At 34.4% G+C, this 16691-nt stretch carries 12 protein-coding genes; 2 read left to right on the top strand and 10 right to left on the bottom strand.

From position 1 onward, the window contains the following. Positions 1-81: 81 nt before the first annotated feature. The 3 genes from ACECE_RS0225720 to ACECE_RS0225710 form a co-directional block, all read right to left on the bottom strand. Positions 82-3402, bottom strand: a complete 3321-nt coding sequence (locus ACECE_RS0225720; protein WP_010252705.1) for a dockerin type I domain-containing protein — start codon at positions 3400-3402, stop codon at positions 82-84. Between the two features lie 330 nt (positions 3403-3732). Then, complete coding sequence (locus tag ACECE_RS29880) at positions 3733-4236, bottom strand: zinc-ribbon domain-containing protein (protein ID WP_010252703.1); 504 nt, start codon at positions 4234-4236, stop codon at positions 3733-3735. A gap of 86 nt (positions 4237-4322) precedes the next feature. Then, complete coding sequence (locus ACECE_RS0225710) at positions 4323-5108, bottom strand: tetratricopeptide repeat protein (RefSeq protein WP_010252701.1); 786 nt, start codon at positions 5106-5108, stop codon at positions 4323-4325. 355 nt (positions 5109-5463) lie between these two features. Between ACECE_RS0225710 and ACECE_RS31405 the strand changes: the two genes are divergently transcribed. Then, a complete protein-coding gene (locus tag ACECE_RS31405) occupies positions 5464-5619 on the top strand; it encodes a hypothetical protein (protein WP_010252699.1) in 156 nt (51 codons plus the stop codon). Positions 5620-5782: 163 nt separating this feature from the next. On the opposite strand, the gene ACECE_RS0225700 is transcribed toward ACECE_RS31405, so the two are convergent. The 7 genes from ACECE_RS0225700 to ACECE_RS0225670 all read right to left on the bottom strand — a co-directional run bounded on the left by ACECE_RS0225700 (position 5783) and on the right by ACECE_RS0225670 (position 14450). Continuing rightward, positions 5783-6898, bottom strand: a complete 1116-nt coding sequence (locus ACECE_RS0225700) for a GerAB/ArcD/ProY family transporter (protein WP_010252697.1) — start codon at positions 6896-6898, stop codon at positions 5783-5785. 93 nt (positions 6899-6991) lie between these two features. Then, positions 6992-8107: a GerAB/ArcD/ProY family transporter gene (locus ACECE_RS0225695; protein ID WP_010252694.1), complete on the bottom strand. Its 1116-nt coding sequence runs from the start codon at positions 8105-8107 to the stop codon at positions 6992-6994. A 19-nt stretch (positions 8108-8126) separates the two neighbouring features. After that, positions 8127-8366, bottom strand: coding sequence for a hypothetical protein (locus ACECE_RS0225690; RefSeq protein ID WP_010252693.1), 240 nt, complete (start codon positions 8364-8366; stop codon positions 8127-8129). A 2-nt stretch (positions 8367-8368) separates the two neighbouring features. Beyond that, positions 8369-9544 carry a Ger(x)C family spore germination protein gene (locus tag ACECE_RS0225685; protein WP_010252690.1) on the bottom strand — a complete coding sequence of 392 codons (1176 nt, stop codon included), beginning with the start codon at positions 9542-9544 and terminating at the stop codon, positions 8369-8371. Positions 9545-9550: 6 nt separating this feature from the next. Next, on the bottom strand, positions 9551-11134 hold the full coding sequence (locus ACECE_RS0225680; protein ID WP_010252687.1) for a spore germination protein: 1584 nt from the start codon (positions 11132-11134) through the stop codon (positions 9551-9553). A 142-nt stretch (positions 11135-11276) separates the two neighbouring features. Then, positions 11277-12452 carry a Ger(x)C family spore germination protein gene (locus tag ACECE_RS0225675; RefSeq protein WP_010252684.1) on the bottom strand — a complete coding sequence of 392 codons (1176 nt, stop codon included), beginning with the start codon at positions 12450-12452 and terminating at the stop codon, positions 11277-11279. Positions 12453-12782: 330 nt separating this feature from the next. After that, the gene (locus ACECE_RS0225670) at positions 12783-14450 is read right to left on the bottom strand and encodes a discoidin domain-containing protein (RefSeq protein ID WP_010252681.1); all 1668 of its coding nucleotides are present in this window, start codon (positions 14448-14450) and stop codon (positions 12783-12785) included. A 648-nt stretch (positions 14451-15098) separates the two neighbouring features. On the opposite strand from ACECE_RS0225670, the gene ACECE_RS29875 reads away from it, so the two are divergent. Then, the gene (locus tag ACECE_RS29875) at positions 15099-16631 is read left to right on the top strand and encodes a stalk domain-containing protein (RefSeq protein ID WP_051033596.1); all 1533 of its coding nucleotides are present in this window, start codon (positions 15099-15101) and stop codon (positions 16629-16631) included. Positions 16632-16691: the final 60 nt, after the last annotated feature.

Here is a 16691-nt window from a genome sequence, read left to right as displayed (position 1 = left end):
AATAATAATTATAATCAATTATATATTCTACACTTTTTGCAAAATACCTGTTTTTTATGTAAAACAAATATGAGTTTTTTATTAATCCCCAATTGGAAACTTATTTATATACCCTAGCAAATACTGCCTCATCAGAGCAAAATCTACTGAAGTAATATCTGAGCTTCCATCTACATCCGCAGCATATTTTCCAAGCTCTCCAGGTATTTTAGAAACAAGCCCCAGTAAATATATCCTTAAAAATGCAAAATCTATTGTATTTACTACGCCATTTCCATCCACATCACCATATTTATATACGTTTACTGTCTGGAGTTCGCAAGTCATCCTTCCAAAATTATCTACAGCAGTCCAATTTACAATTGTCTTTCCTATCGGGAATATTTGAGGAGCATCATTTATAATAGTAACTTCAACTTCATTCCTAACAGTTGCTGTTCCAATATTCACATATTTTTTATCTGCATTTGTTCCAACGACAATATCAGAAGGAACGATCAAGTCAGGTTCATTCATATCAATAACCACAGTAACTTCTTGAATAGCCTTTGTAATATTTCCTTCTGAATCCTCTGCCCTCCAAAGAACATATGTTGTACCAATCGGAAACGCCTCTGGAGCATTATTTGTAACTATCACATCAGAATTTCCGATTGTGTCTACCAATCCAAGGTCTGTAGCAGTTCTTGGTCCGGTTGCAGCTAAAATCAAATTTTCGGGCGGTTCAAGAACAGGTGGTATCTTTTTCGGGTCAATAGTAATTATTTCTACAATATCTGTAATGCTGTCTATCTCAGTTGCAGAAGTATTTGCTTTGCCCCCGACAAGAATAATACTGTCTTTATAGGAGCATAACCCAAAATTTGACCTATTCATACAATTACCTGAGAGAAATGTTGTAATATTTCTTGCGGTATCATATTCACAAATTCTTACCGCATTCTCACTCAAATCATAATATAATCCATAGAACTTGCCATTAAGCTCAACAATACCCCTACTGGCATTAAAATCCACCTCTTCACCAACATCCCAACTATTATTCTGTGTATCATAGACCCTTAATCTCATATCATACTCATAAGGGCTATCCCCTACCTGTAAAGCTATTTGAGGATTATATCTCCTACAACCGAATACATATATTTTACCATCTAAAGCAGCTGTAGAAATTGGTATCCATCCTTTTTCCATATAGGTTTCTTCTGATACCGTATTGGTAGAAGTGTCATATTCATCAATTTTGAATACTACGTCTTCATTAGAATAAATGTCATTTGCTCCGACAATGTAGATTTTTTCGTTTGTTTGTATTACATCCATACTCTCCCAATAACTTATCTGGCTTTTAACCTTCCATTTATCGCAATCACTATTGTATTCTTCAATTACGCCTTCACCATCAGAAAGCTTTCTTATTGCAAATATCCTGTTATTAACAGAAACTGCATAAGGCACATCAAATTGTTCACCGTTCATATCACCCTTTTTTGTCCATGTATCAGTTTCAGGGTTATAAACTTCAACAGTATTCAAGAAATTACCTATATCATCAATCCCACCAATCACATAAACCATGTTATCGGCTGAAGCAACAGCCGGATAATTGCGCTTTGTTTGCATATCTGACGAACTCAGTTTAAAACCTTTTAGAGATGATACTTCCTTTTTAAAGTTAAAAGGTCCAATCGTAATTGAAGTGTTATCAAAACTTACCGGAAGTTTCCCACCATAATTATATGTATGCCCACTAACGTTATCAATTATTTTTATATCCTTCAATGTACATGGATTGCCCTCAATTTTATCCCGCACTGTAATATATAAATTCCCTTTTTTACTATCATACCTGTCGTATAGTTCACTAATGTCAAACACCAGAGTTGCATCACATGCATAAGAAGTTCCATCAAAACTTGATTTTATAGAAGGCGATGAAGTTAGCAGATTAATATTGTAAGGATCAATGAATGAATCAGGACTTTTTTTATTGTAATTTGAGTAACCAAACAAAGTCTCAATTTCATACTTGTTTGCATGATTCAACGTGTACTCTATCAACAGCTTTGGAGTAGATACCTGCTTTGGAGAAATCCAGTAAGCTTTATTTCCTCCATTAATTGCATTTCTACGTTCAGAAATAGGGCAATCCGGCACAGACGATACACTATTTAAGGCATCATATGATAGCCAGATAAATCCTTCATTTGAATACCATGAAAAATTGCCGTCACTCGATATAAGTTCTTCTGATGTCCCCCATGAATTTGCTATCTTAAAGGCTCCTTTCTCTCCCTCTTCAACATAGCCGTTCTTATTAATATCTACCCATATGTTATCATTATACCCAACCAAAGTCATAGCATGGCCATCCACTTTCACTGTAGCTATATCCGTCATATGGGCAATATTCTCACCTATAAAAGCATCATCTTCATTTATAGACTTGTCATCACTAATTTGGGAGAATCTCCATTTCGATATATTGGTTTCGAAAGTGAGAACATAACCGTTATTCAAAAGCTGTTTTACTTTATTTAGATCAGGGTCATGAGGATCCTTAACCGGAGTTTGTGAACCGTCCCATATTCTTACATATCCAAAGTCCTCAATCCTATAATTTAATGCGTTTCTCCAAACAGAAGCATCCGTTGGCCACCTCATGTAGTTTTGCTGACTGCTATCCATAGAGTAGTAGGGAAATTCGTTCCATAAAGCTGCTCCGCATTTTGAGAAAAGCAAAAATGTACTGTCAAGGCCATATACGCAGTTCTCTCCTGCATTTGTTAAATTGAAAGTCCATTGAGGTGAAAACTTTCTTATATTTTCAGTATCATTTTTGACATCCCACCCTAAAGCCAGTCCAAACATATGCGTCATCTGATAGTAAGTAGTTGAATAGGAAACGCAGGAATTTAATTGTCCCTGGTCGCCAATTGGGGGAAAAGCTTGAAGCTGGCTGTTGTCTACAGAAGATGGTAAAGAATCCATCGTAATCTCTTCGTACTTGGAAGCAAACGAAATACCCGCTTTTATTGAAGGTGTACTGCCTGTATCCTTTTTTACAATTTCGTCCCCAAATTTACAAACATCCTTTGAGCTGAATTCAGACAAACCTTTTTTTCTTCTATCCTCGTTTATACGATTAAGCCCCAATTGGTTAGTCAAAATTTTGCCAGCCTCGTCCATTGAGCTATCATCTTCAACGTTATCATTTATATCTATAAGTCCATTAATTACTCTAATCGTTGATTTATCGTTTTCCTGTTCTGAATCTATAATGTTGTAGGCAAGAACAGGTGTGCTTTGAAGTACAGTCATTATAATAAAAACAAAGATTATTGCATGCTTAAGCGAAAGGGATTTGTATACTGTTTCATACATCATATTGCTTTTATACATTTGATAAAATTTCCTCCCTTCATATACATACATATTTTTGTTCAATATACCACATTTTTCTACAAACTTCAACTTAATTGCCGACTCTTCTAAACTTTTACAATCATTTAAATACTTATGTTTCTTTTATCCCCTAAATTCATTTACAGTGATACTGTTTTTTTAAAGTAATACTTAATATATAATAAAACCAAGAAAAGAGTTACTGTGTAGAAAAAACTATTTCAATAAATTTTTTATCTCTGAAGGGAAATATTAGGACATCTAAAATAATTTCCAGAAAAGTGTTCTGATTTTTACAAATAGCTATGATTTAAAAACCATAGCTATTTATTGAATTTGACCGCTATTATTCTTTCTATCATCAATGTTGCTTTCTACAGACTGATTGTTATCAAGATGTGCAGCTTCTTCTTTAGCACGTCTTAATTCTTCCATCTGCCTTAAATAATTGATCTGTGTTTCAGTCTTTCCAGATAACTCATAACTGTTATTTGCAATATGCTTGTTGTTTTTTTCCTGCATTAAATGACCTATCCTATTCCTATGCTCATCTTCAGTAATCTTTTTGTTTACCAAATCCATATTGCACTCCGCAACAGCCTTCAACTCTTCAAACTTAGTACTGGTTATCACTGCACCATACGAGCAAACCGGGCAAACTACCAGGTGTTCAGTCGAATACGGAATTACAGGTATAAAGAACAAAGTAAACCACGTTCTCCTTGTATACAATTGCCATAACTCTTCATTATTACAACGGTCGCAGTGACTTCTAAACACCGGACCATGACTTTTTATGGTTTGCTTTCCCCATCCGAAAAGTAAAAACATCACACTGCTCCTTTACAGTCATTTTAGGACATTTGCTTCGCAAATTCCTCCAGACAAAATCTCGTGGACATTTAGTCCCCTCGATTTTAGGACATTTGCTTCGCAAATTCCTCAAACAAATAATCAAAACGCTGCTTCATATTGAAAATACTCTTAAAGGCCATGGCCTTTTTAAACCAGTATTGAGCTTTCTTATAATCGCATTTTTTAATATTGCACAACCCCAGATAATAATAATTAATAACACCTGGTGTAGTTTCCAATGATGCCAAAAGGTTATTTTCTGCTTTTTGATACTCTTTCATTTCAAAATACATAATTCCAAATAGAATTGACATAGTCAATGTCTCATTCTCAAAATGTTTTTTGGCTAAAACATTATATTCGTCATTGTCATCCTGCTCTAAAAGCTTTCTTTCAAGTAAAACCAGCAGCCTGCTTTTGCATTCTGAATTAGTAAGAAGAATTTTCTTTTTCAACACGGAAATCGGCTCTTCAATCTCACCTAAAGCAATATTTGCGACCTTCTCCAGGCACAAAGTCTGCGCATTCTCAGAATCCATTTCATTCGACTTTTTAAAATACTTTAAAGCTTCCACATAGTTTTCGTTATCATAATGTATCATTCCCAAAAACGCATGATATACAGGGCTGTCAGGCTTTAAAGAAATTGCTTTTTCTGCAAGTTCAACCGCCTCAGTGTAACGATCTTTTCCTGATATAACAAGAGCTTTATGGATATATACAGCACTATCCTTTTCGTTTAATGCTATGGCCTTATCAAATAAATCAATTGCCTCATCAAACTTTTCTTGATTTACAAGCTTCTGAGCTTTCGAAAACAAAATTTCGGCTTTCATTTGTCCAAACATATATGACTTCCTCCTGTAAATGCAGTATTGGTAATAACAAATATTGGCTTCGCAAATTTCTTGAGTCAAAAGTTCATAATTTGGCTTCCTATCCAAACTTATTATATCTTGCAATAAACATTTTTTTATTATACCACACTTACCCCGGACTAACTACTAGTTGAAAGATAAAAACAATAAAAATATTGAACAACATAATTATAAATCCCACCAAAAATTTCTAGGTTACAAAATAGTTACGGAGTAGCTGAAATATTTAGAAACCCCATCCTTTTTTAGAGATGAAGAATATATTTTTTTAGATATGGAAAACTATTTTACAACAAATAGTTGATTTTTATGAGGAGTGAAAAAAATGGCTAAAGCTGGTATGAGAAGGCCTGACCCAAAGGAACCGCATGGTACAGAAAGTAACCACAAATTGCACATACCCAAAAACGATTTACCGCCTGTTCCGGAAATTCAAGGTAAGGCAAAGTATGGACATGAAAAAGCAAAACCCACGGAATAAAAACCCCAGGACATTTGTTCCACATATATCCAGAAGTAACTCCACGTTTTTAACAGTTTCGTTGCTATTCTAATTGTATTAAGGCATGAATGAATAATAACTTCCACTTTTTTGCGCGGCACTCATGCAAAGCATGCGTGTTGTAGCAAAATTATAGCGGAAGTTATTTTTTATTGGATGCTTTTTTAGTTTCTAGCTTTTTCCTTATTAATGCAATAATCAACAGCACTACGGGCAGAACAAACCCGAAAGCTATGGAAGAAGGAGTCCTAACCAGCTGGTCATAATTGATTTGATAAGGTACATTCTTATATATAAACCCTGAATAAACAGCTACTATTAATAATAGCGGCAGAACAATTTTCTTATAATCCTTAAGTTTTAAAACCTGTGATAAACCAAAAGCCCCGGCATAAAAACCAATAAGTGCCGCATAAAAACCAACAGCCAACCAGACAATTACGATTAAGGCTTCAAGCCGTGAAAATATCGTGCCAACATCTATTTCCTTTGTAACGGTAAAAAGTGGATATCGCAAGTTTGCAGTAAGTTCACCTCCCATAACTAAAAGACACATCATAATGATACCAAGTAATTCAAACATTCCTAACAGATAACCTTTAAAAATTGATTTTTTTGCTGCCTTTATATTTTTGATGTTAGCGGGAAAAATCATCAATAAAAACAAGCTAGGAAAAACAGTACTATTCAGTATTGGGAATATGCCTTTAACTGCAGGAACTATGCCATTTTCCAAAGCTGGTAATAAGTTATCAATTTTATACTTTGGAATAATAAATAATATAACTACAATAAAGAGAGGAAAAGTAAATAAAAATAGTATCTCTCTAACCCTGGCTATAACTTCTAGACCATATATAAGAGCAATTGCCATAACAACTATAAATAAAATATTAATATAATAACTAGATATTCCAGTCATATACACAGTTGTAAAAAAATCGCCTATGTACCATATAAGATGAGCAGCTGACAATAGTGCTATAAAGACAAAATTAAGTGCTATAAAACCTCCAAACCATTTGCCAAGCAATAGTTGCATAATCTCTACAAAAGTTTTTTCCGGATATAATCCTGCTAAGTAAGTATAAATCCAAACAATCGGCAATCCTACTGCAATTGCAATAATTACAGAAATCAAGGAATCCTTTCCCGCTACAGATGCAACAAGGGACGGAATTATAAGTGGTGTAGCACCAACTACTATAATAGACTCTAGAATTGCTAATTGATGGTTTGATATTTTAATTTTATTCATTCATGACTCACCCTTTCACTGTGTTCAAAACCAATACACTTTGCACCTTTTCTTGACAATTAGCGGTCTTATCTGAACAATTTTCATATAAAGCTATCTACTACAACCTTCTTGCTGCTTATTAAACTTTTTTCTTATCAAAGAAACAATCAGCAGCAATAACGGCAGAAAAAGGCCAAAAGTAAACGACACAGGAGTCCAAACCTCACTGTCCCACCTTATCTCATATGGAACATTATCATATATAATTCCTGAGTAGACAGCTACAATTAAACAAAAAGGCAAAACCAGTGTTTTATAATCCTTAAGCTTTAAAAGTTGGGATAACCCTTTAATACTTGCATATAAAAAAGCATAAGTAGAAATAAAATTAGTTACAATCCAGACAAATACAACTAAGGCCTCAACTCTTGAAAATATAGTACCTACATTGATTTCCTTTGTTACCGTGAACAGCGGAAAACGTAAATTTGCAGTAACAGTGCTACCTAAGACTAAAACACAAAACATAATTGCAAAAGCCGAAACAATTATCCCCAAAAAATAACCTACAAACATTGCTTTTTTGGCCTTTTTGAAATCCACTATATTAGCTGGAAAAACCATATTTAACAATATAATTGGCATGATAACAAAGCTCATAATTGGAATTACACCCTTAATTGCAGGACCTATTCCATTTTCCATAATTGGCAACAGGTTATCTACTTTAACTTGAGGAGCAAGCATAATCAGAGATATAGTCATGAGTGGAAAACCAAGCATAAAAATAATTTCAGTTGCCCTAAACATTGCTTCCAAACCATATAGTAGTGCAATTGCCAATACAGCTACAAATAAAATATTTATATAATAACTCGATGTTCCTGCCATATACATTGTTGTAAAAAAGTCTCCCACATACCATGCAACTTGAGTTCCTGTGATAAAGGTTATTAAGACAAAGCAAACAGCCATAAAACCGCCAAGCCATTTACCCAATACTATCTGTATAACCTCTAAAATTGTTTTCCCAGGATGCAATTGAGCTAGAATAGTATTGATCCAAACAACAAGCAATCCAACAACGGTTGCAATAATTATAGATATCCATGAATCAGGCCCTGCCAAAGCTGCAACACTCGATGAAATTAAAAGTGGAGCAGAACCAAACATAACACCTGACAGTAAAATCCCCAATTGGCGGCTTGATATTATAATTTTATTCATCTGTAATATCCCTTCATATCTATTTATAAATCGGCTTTATCAAATCCGATACCGGTGAAAATACCCATGCTACCCAGTCGGATGGGTTGGACAACGGCACACCCAGACTTTTTAGAATGGTCAGAGTAACACCCAAAAGCAGCAAAATTGAAAAACTCCAAAACTCTCTGTAGGATTTGTTTTTAAGCATTTTAGGCACTTCTATGAAAGACAATATTACAGCAAAAACCAATACTGCCAAGATAGTTACAATATTCACTTTCAATCTCCTTTCGAAAAAACAGATTTAGTGCTAGCTCCCAAATTATTCAACTTGACTTTTACCTTAAAACTTACCGGAAGCTCAGTAAATTCGTTATTCCAATCATCCTTCATATCCTTCCATAGTTTTGGATAAGCTCTGTGTATATCTTCACCAAAGCCGAAGATATCTGTTCTAAAATCCTCTTTCGCCGCTTTTAATACATCTTTGCAAAGATTTGTCAATTTTTCTTCAGCCTTAACATTAAATTTTTCAATAACATCTTCGTCTGTTATATCTAAATCACCTGTGATGGCAGAAATATCCTGTATCCAATTAATTTCAACATTTATAGCTGGTTTACCATTTAATATATAAACTTTTCTTTTCATTTTCACATTAAAGACCTCAGCAGATATACGGTTTTCTTCATATACAGCATATCCTGCTGTACTTTCCACATTTCCAACAATATAGTTGTAACCCCTGCTTTCATCCTCAGTCAGCCAGCCTACAAACTTATCCTTTTTAAATGCACCCAAGCTTGTTACCCTTAATTTAGTAGCATCGCTCAGTTTTAAGTTGTCATTGGAATCGGACTTATCTTTGGGGTCAATAATCTCAACACCAGGTATTACCGGGTTATCTCCGTCAGAAATAATCTTGTTGATAAGTTCATAAATTTTAATGGTTTTTGTTGGTGCCCAATTTTTCTGAGATCTTTCAAGAGCATTGTATACTTCCATTTGTGGTACCGATTCAAAAGGCGTTATGACTTTCAAAATATTATGTGCGGTTGTTCCTTTTGCTATAAGAAAATAAAAGTCAGTACGGTATTCGTGTCCACGGACAAAAAAGTCCATCATGTCTTTGATACCTTCTTTTGCAATTTCTTCACTAAAAATAACAGTTCTCAAGTGCGAATGGTACATTTTTCTTGGAGATTGCTGCGTAATCTTCCTCTTTATCTGAAACAGATCTTTTCCACTTTCTGTATATAAAACAACAGGCGCCTCATTGGGAGCCTTTGATGAAATTGCTTTTGGATTCATTACTTGATAAGTAACTAAATAACCATCCTCCGACTTATCAATTCCTACAGAAACGGCTATCCCAATATCAGTCAATTCTTCCGATATACATCCGCCTAAAAACATATTTGCCAGTATAGTAAGTACTAATAATAACCTTTTCATTGTATATCACCTGAATTCCGGATTTTCCTTTTCTTTTTTCGTCACAACATTATCTGCTTCTACCCTTGGCACGTTTAACCCACTAATTCCTGCTGGCCTTGTTTTATTCGACCATAAAGGATACCTTATAATGGTATCTTTTGTGGCATATTTTGTTTTAGGGGCAATTGGAGTCATATAGGGAATCCCAATTGATTTCAACTTGCACAAATGAAGGAGTAATGCAATAAATCCCATAAAAACGCCATATAATCCATAAATCCCTGCCATCACCATTAACGCAAACCTTATTAGCCTTATAGCATTAGCCAACGAGTAATTTGGTATTGCAAAGCTTGAAATAGCAGTAATTGACACTATTATTACCATAAACGCAGATATTATCCCGGCCTCAACGGCAGCCTGACCTAAAACCAAGGCACCAACAATTGAAATAGCAGGACCAATAACCCTTGGCATTCTTATTCCCGCTTCTCTTAGGATTTCAAACACCAACTCCATCAAAATTGCTTCAATAAAAGCAGGGAACGGAACGCCTTCACGCTGTGAAGCAATGCTTATCAGCAAAGGTGTTGGAATCATCTCCTGGTGGAATGTAAGTAATGAAATATATAGTGCCGGAACAAATAGTGTAAGAAAAGTAGCAGAATACCTTAATATGCGGATGAATGTAGAAACTAAAAAATGGTGGTAATAATCTTCACTCACCTGAAGGAATTCAACAAACAGTGCCGGTGCTGTAAGAACATACGGACTTCCATCCACAAAAATGGCAACTCTTCCCTCTAGCAGATTCGCAGCAACAGAATCGGGTTTTTCTGAGTTTAATAATTCCGGAAAAGCAGACCACCTATCATCCTTGATTAATTCTTCTATATTTCCGCTGTCTAAGATAGCGTCAATTTTTATCTTATTAAGCCTGCGTCTTATTTCATCAACAATATCTTTTTTTGCAATTTTATCAATGTACATTAACGAAATTCTTGTATGTGTTACACTTCCCAAAATCAAATTCTCAACTCTTAAATCTTTGGTTTTAAGTCTCTTTCTGACCAGCGAAATGTTTACATCTACTTTTTCTATAAATCCTTCCTTTGGTCCCCTAATTACGCTTTGAGTGGTAGGCTCTTCAACAGAGCGGCTCTCCGTTGAAAAAATATCGATAGAAATAAACCTGTCATACCCATCAATTAAAAGTATTGTTTTTCCCGATAATAGATTGGTAAATAAATTATCAAAATCAGAACCTTCTTCTGACTTTCTAAAACTTAAAAAATAATTTCTAAATATTCTAAAGTACTCTTCGGGTGTTGAATTTTCAAGAGTATTCTTTGGCTTTAAAATTTCATTCATACTAGTCGAAAGGCTATTAATACTTACCTTATCTATAAGAGTTTCAATATATATATTTGCATATCTCAAGCCATCATAATTATCCGGTTCAAAAATTTTTATAACCAGGTCACTCGGATTTCCAAATTCTTTTTTAATTTTATCAACATTCTCATCTAGCCCCTCACTTATACAATTGGCTGTGCAGGTGCTATCTGTTGAATTTCTTCTTCCCTTACTATTTTTAAATAGTTTCATCCAAATATGCTCCACTCAAATTTTAGTAATAGTATCACAAATTTTACTAAAATTTATTCATATTTAACATATTTGGAATGGACGTAAATGAACAAAAAAATCAGTAGTCATTCCAAACAAATACAATCTTATCTTTGCACTTTTAATCCCCTTTCGAAAAAACAGATTTAGTGCTAGCACCCAAACCATTCAATTTGACTTTTACGTCAATATTTACCGGAAGCTCAATAAATTCATTATTCCAATCATCCTTTATATCGTTCCACAGTTTTGGATAAGCTCTGTGTATATCTTCACCAAAACCGAAAATATCTGACCCAAAATCCTCTTTTGCCCGTTTCAATGAACTATTTATAACCATTTTCAACTTTTTTTCCGCCGCATCATTCACTTTTTTAGCAATATCTTCGTCTGTTAAGTCTAAATTACCTGTGATGGCAGAAATATTATGTGTCAAATTAATTTCAACATTTATAGCTGGTTTACCATTTAACATATAAACTTTTCTTTTTTCGTCTGCTTTAACAACCTCAAAAGATATACGGTTTTGTTCATATTCAATATATCCCGCTGTAGTTTCTACATTTCCACGTATATAGTTGTAACCCCTGCTTTCATCCTCAGCCAGCCAGCCTACAAACTTATCCTTTTTAAATACACCCAAGCTTGTTACCCTTAATTTAGTAGCATCACTCAGTTTTAAGTTGTCATTGGAATCGGATTTATCTTTGGGGTCAATAATCTCAACACCAGGTATTACCGGGTTATCTCCGTCAGAAATAATCTTGTTGATAAGTTCATAAATTTTAATGGTTTTTGTTGGGGCCCAATTTTTCTCAGACTTCTCAAGAGCATTGTATACTTCCATTTGTGGTACCGTTTCAAAAGGCGTTATGACTTTCAAAATATTATGTGCGGTTGTTCCTTTTGCTATAAGAAAATAAAAGTCAGTACGGTATTCGTGTCCACGGACAAAAAAGTCCATCATGTCTTTGATACCTTCTTTTGCAATTTCTTCACTAAAAATAACAGTTCTCAAGTGCGAATGGTACATTTTTCTTGGAGATTGTTGCGTAATCTTCCTCTTTATCTGAAACAGATCCTTTCCACTTTCTGTATATAACACAACAGGCGCCTCATTGGGAGCCTTTGATGAAATTGCTTTTGGATTCATTACTTGATAAGTAACTAAATAACCATCCTCTGACTTATCAATTCCTACAGAAACGGCTATCCCAATATCAGTCAATTCTTCCGATATACATCCGCCTAAAAACATATTTGCCAGTATAGTAAGTACTAATAATAACCTTTTCATTATATATCACCTAAATTCCGGGTTTTGCTTTTCTTTTTTCGTCACAACATTATCTGCTTATACCCTTGTTTTAAGGGCAATGGGAGTTTCATTTAGATATACTCCAAACTATTTTTAGTAATATTATGACAAATAAGACTAAATTTTATTCGCAAAACAAAATATTTACTGTAGTAAACAAAAAGTCCCAAGCAAGTTATTAAGGAATAGCTTAAATATTACTTCATCATTTATTCTTCAATAAAACAGAATTTCACAAAAAAACTTCCGCTTAATTATCTATCATAAGCAGAAGTTTTCTTAACTTAAAATTAAGTTTTGTATATACGTTTAGAATGCAGATCGCAAACCTAACAAATTCATTCTTATCTTACCAAAATCTATCGAGGTAACCTTTCCATCTTTATCTACATCAGCAGCTTCTAGCTCTTCCGGTGTAAGTTGGATCATTCCCAACAAATACATTCTTATCTTACCAAAGTCAAGTGAATTGACAAATCCATTAAAATCTACATCTCCAAGCAAGATATTTCTGGTTGGAGTAGGTGTTACAGTGCTTGTTGGAGTTGGTGTTACAACACTTCCACCCTTTGGATATACACCAAATTCAAATATCGAATCTCCATAAGATGTCTTCCTTTGCGTACAGTAAACTCTTACATATCTTCCTTTTGCAGTAGTACTCAATGTGATATCGTCAATATCCCCATCTCCATTAAACTGCGTTACAACATCAGTCCAACTGGTTGCATCGTTGGATACCTGAATCTTATACTGACTTGCATACGCTGTTTCCCATTCAATGTATATTCTTTCTATTTCATATTCTTTCTCAAGATCTACATAGATCCACTGAGGGTCACTATACTGTGAAGCCCATCTTGTAGCTATGTTTCCATCTACAGCATTTTCTGCTGCATTGGTGCTGTTTGATTCAACAGAAGAAGCATATACCTTCTTATTAGTTGCAACGCTGCCTGCAGGTATATTCACTTCAGGAGGGGTTGTTGAAGGCTCTTTCAGCATAGAAGCAGGACGCACAGAAATATTTTTTATACTATGTGTATTATTTATACAAACTTCTTTACCCCAATCTACGAGGGTAGCAAAAGTACCATCCGTTGTCATGTCCAAGAATGTTTGCGGAGTGTTTCCTGGTCCCCATGACCATGCAAGATATCCTACATCATTCAAATGACACTGCTCTAGAATTGTCTTATAAGGTATTGCTCCTGATGTTGAAGCTTCCCACTGATGTCCGAATTCACCAACTATCAACGGCAATTCCATATCAACAGATTCTTTAATCTCATTAACTACTTCCTGGTCAGTGTGTCCCCACATGTAAGGCCACCACATATGTATAGAGAACATAAGATTTTGATCGGGGTCAGCTTTAATAAGATCCGGACCTGCTGATTGAAGCATATTAATATCCTGACCATATTTGCAGGCGTCAATTACCAATGGTACGTGAATTCCTGCCTCTCTCATTCTTGTAACTGCTTTTGTATAACCCGCGATAAAATCAGCTTTCGATACATCCTGTCCAACTTCATTACCTATGTTTATAAGGAGGTATTCCTGATGTCTCTTTAATACGTTCACTACATCAGGGCTTGTCCAATAATCTACAAGTGTCTGAAGTTTGCTAAAATCACCAGTAGCATCATGAACCTCAATCATAGGTATCATGTTATTTATCCGGCAATTATAAATCAAAATATCCAACTTTCTTGCAGGCGCTGTAATACTCCAAACAAGTCTAACAGTATTAGCGCCAGTCTTTTTTATCTCTGGAAGCTTTACATCTCCATCGATATCTCCCCAAATGGACATTTCATTAACGCCATAAGGAATTACCTTTTCGCCATCCTTGTCATAAAGAAATCTTCCCTGTACGCTAAATCCAGGATATTGATCTTCTCCAAATACAAAAGACGGAATCGAAGCAGCCAGTAACGTAATAACTGCTAGGATAAAACATAGTTTTTTCATTATTATTCCCTCCCACAATAATTTGAAAATATATTTATATAATAAATTATATAAACGTACATTGGATGCGTGGCGACATATAAATCGAATATAGATATGTTGTGCTGAAATGAATTACTTCAATGTCTTGTGTGAATAATATCTTTACTTATTATATCACTTAACCTAACAAATTGCACCATAAATAATATTAATTAATGGTTTTTTATTATTACAATTGTTTGTAATATTACTTATTAATATTATTTGCACTACAAAAAACTCATACAAAGTAACTTTATCTTGCAGTGTACTTTGACATGCAGTATTATTCTCTTACATTTAAACTATTTCTAATATATATAAATGAATAACTTAAGCAGGATTTCTTTAAAAACGTGTAGAATATTATATTATTACATTATAACTATTATTTTTTCTATACATCATTTTGTTTCGCATATCCACCAGTCTAGCAGATTGGTAAAAACATTCTTACATATTCTTACCAAAGAGAAATACCAGAATCTAAATATCGCTTCACAACATTTTAATAAATTACAAACTATGCATAAAACCAAATCTTCAAGCATATGGTTCTATGTATTTTATTTATTGCATTTCAAATGCACGAAAGGAGGACAACAAGGTATAGCCTTGTTTATTTGCATGAAGAAAATTGTAACTCTAGCATCCCTTATTTTTTGTTTGTTGATTTCCCCTCTGAATATCGTTTATGCGTCGGTAGATAATTTGGAAGACGCATTGAACAGTGCAGACTCCAGCGTTGTGATTGAGTCATCCTCAGGAGAAATTCCCCTTGGCAAGGATGAAAATCAAAAAAACGCGCCGTATAAGGTTATGGTCAGTGACCGTGCTTTATTAACTGAACCAATCGTTTCAGAAGATGCAGTCTTAGTGCCTATAAAGGAATTGGCAAAAGCACTCAAAATAAATATCGATTGGATTTCAGAAGATCAGACTATAATGCTTGAAAAAGCCGGCAAATACCTTCATCTGGCAGTAGGCAAAAAACAAGCATTTATGAATGGGAGAAAAACTGATCTTATATACACAGCTATTATAAAAAACGGTATAAGTTTTGTGCCTCTGAGTCTTATTGCAGAAACATTTGGCTATGAAACCTTTATTGATTCAAGCAATAAAACAATTAAAATTGATAGCATATCCTCAACCGAAGAAGCCACGAGTGTTTCTAATAGCGTATACTATTATGCAAATTCAGAGCCTATTAAGTTAAAAGATATTAAAGTCATAGATAACAAAACCTATGTTAATTCTGTCGATTTTGATTTACTCACTCAGCATAAAGTGGATTTGGAATTCTTCCCCGACAGCCGGATCTTAAATGTTAACGGAAGTGCAACATATATTGATACTAAAACAGAATATATAGATAACCGTATATATGTTCCTCTGTCAACTGCATCTAAAGGTTTGGGAATGAAAATATTCTGGGGTGCAAATACCAAAACCGTACATATTTATCACCATAATCTCTCAGTAAAACCACAAAGAAATATTGAAGAGTTAGTCCCAGAGCATTTTGTTTATGGCTCTATTAATGACCGTACGCCGCTATATTACTCTATAGGTGGAAAGGTTAATACCAATCTTCCAAAAGGAAAGGTGGAAATTGTAAGAGATAAGGACTATAAATGGTACTATGTTAAAAGTGGTAATATATCAGGGTGGACCAAAAGAGAATATCTATCTATAGATACTAAATTTGAGCCTTCGAAAGAAAGACTTACCGATTCAGAATCCGAGTATTTTGTAAACAACTATTTCAAATTAAGCAGTCCAACCGATTATCTTATTTGGGTAGATCTTAAGAAACAGCTTATTAATATCTTTACTCGTAATGATGGTAAATGGGAAGTTGAAAAAAAAATCCCCTGTGCCTCAGGTAAAAACATTTCACCAACCCCAAAAGGTACATATTCTATTAGCAGTAACCGAGGAAAATGGATGCATGCGGGTGGAAGTGTCTGGGTAAAAAACTATGTCGGCTTCTATTCGTCATATTTCTTTCATTCAGTAAAAGTAAAAAAGGATGGAGAATTATATGACGGCACTCTTGGAACAGTAGCTTCAGCAGGCTGCATAAGAATGCCAGTTGAAGAAAGTGAGTGGTTCACAAACAATATCCCTGAAAAGACAACAGTCTTTATTCACTAGTACTTTCTAATATTACAAATTTCCAATCATTCAAAGTATTAAAAACGCCCCTATTAGAGA

Origin of the sequence: Acetivibrio cellulolyticus CD2 (genome assembly GCF_000179595.2) — a bacterium.
In the GTDB taxonomy this organism is placed as follows: Bacteria; Bacillota; Clostridia; order Acetivibrionales; family Acetivibrionaceae; genus Acetivibrio; species Acetivibrio cellulolyticus.
The sequence above is the reverse complement of the archived record's forward strand: the minus strand, read 5'-3'. Positions and strand labels throughout refer to the sequence as shown.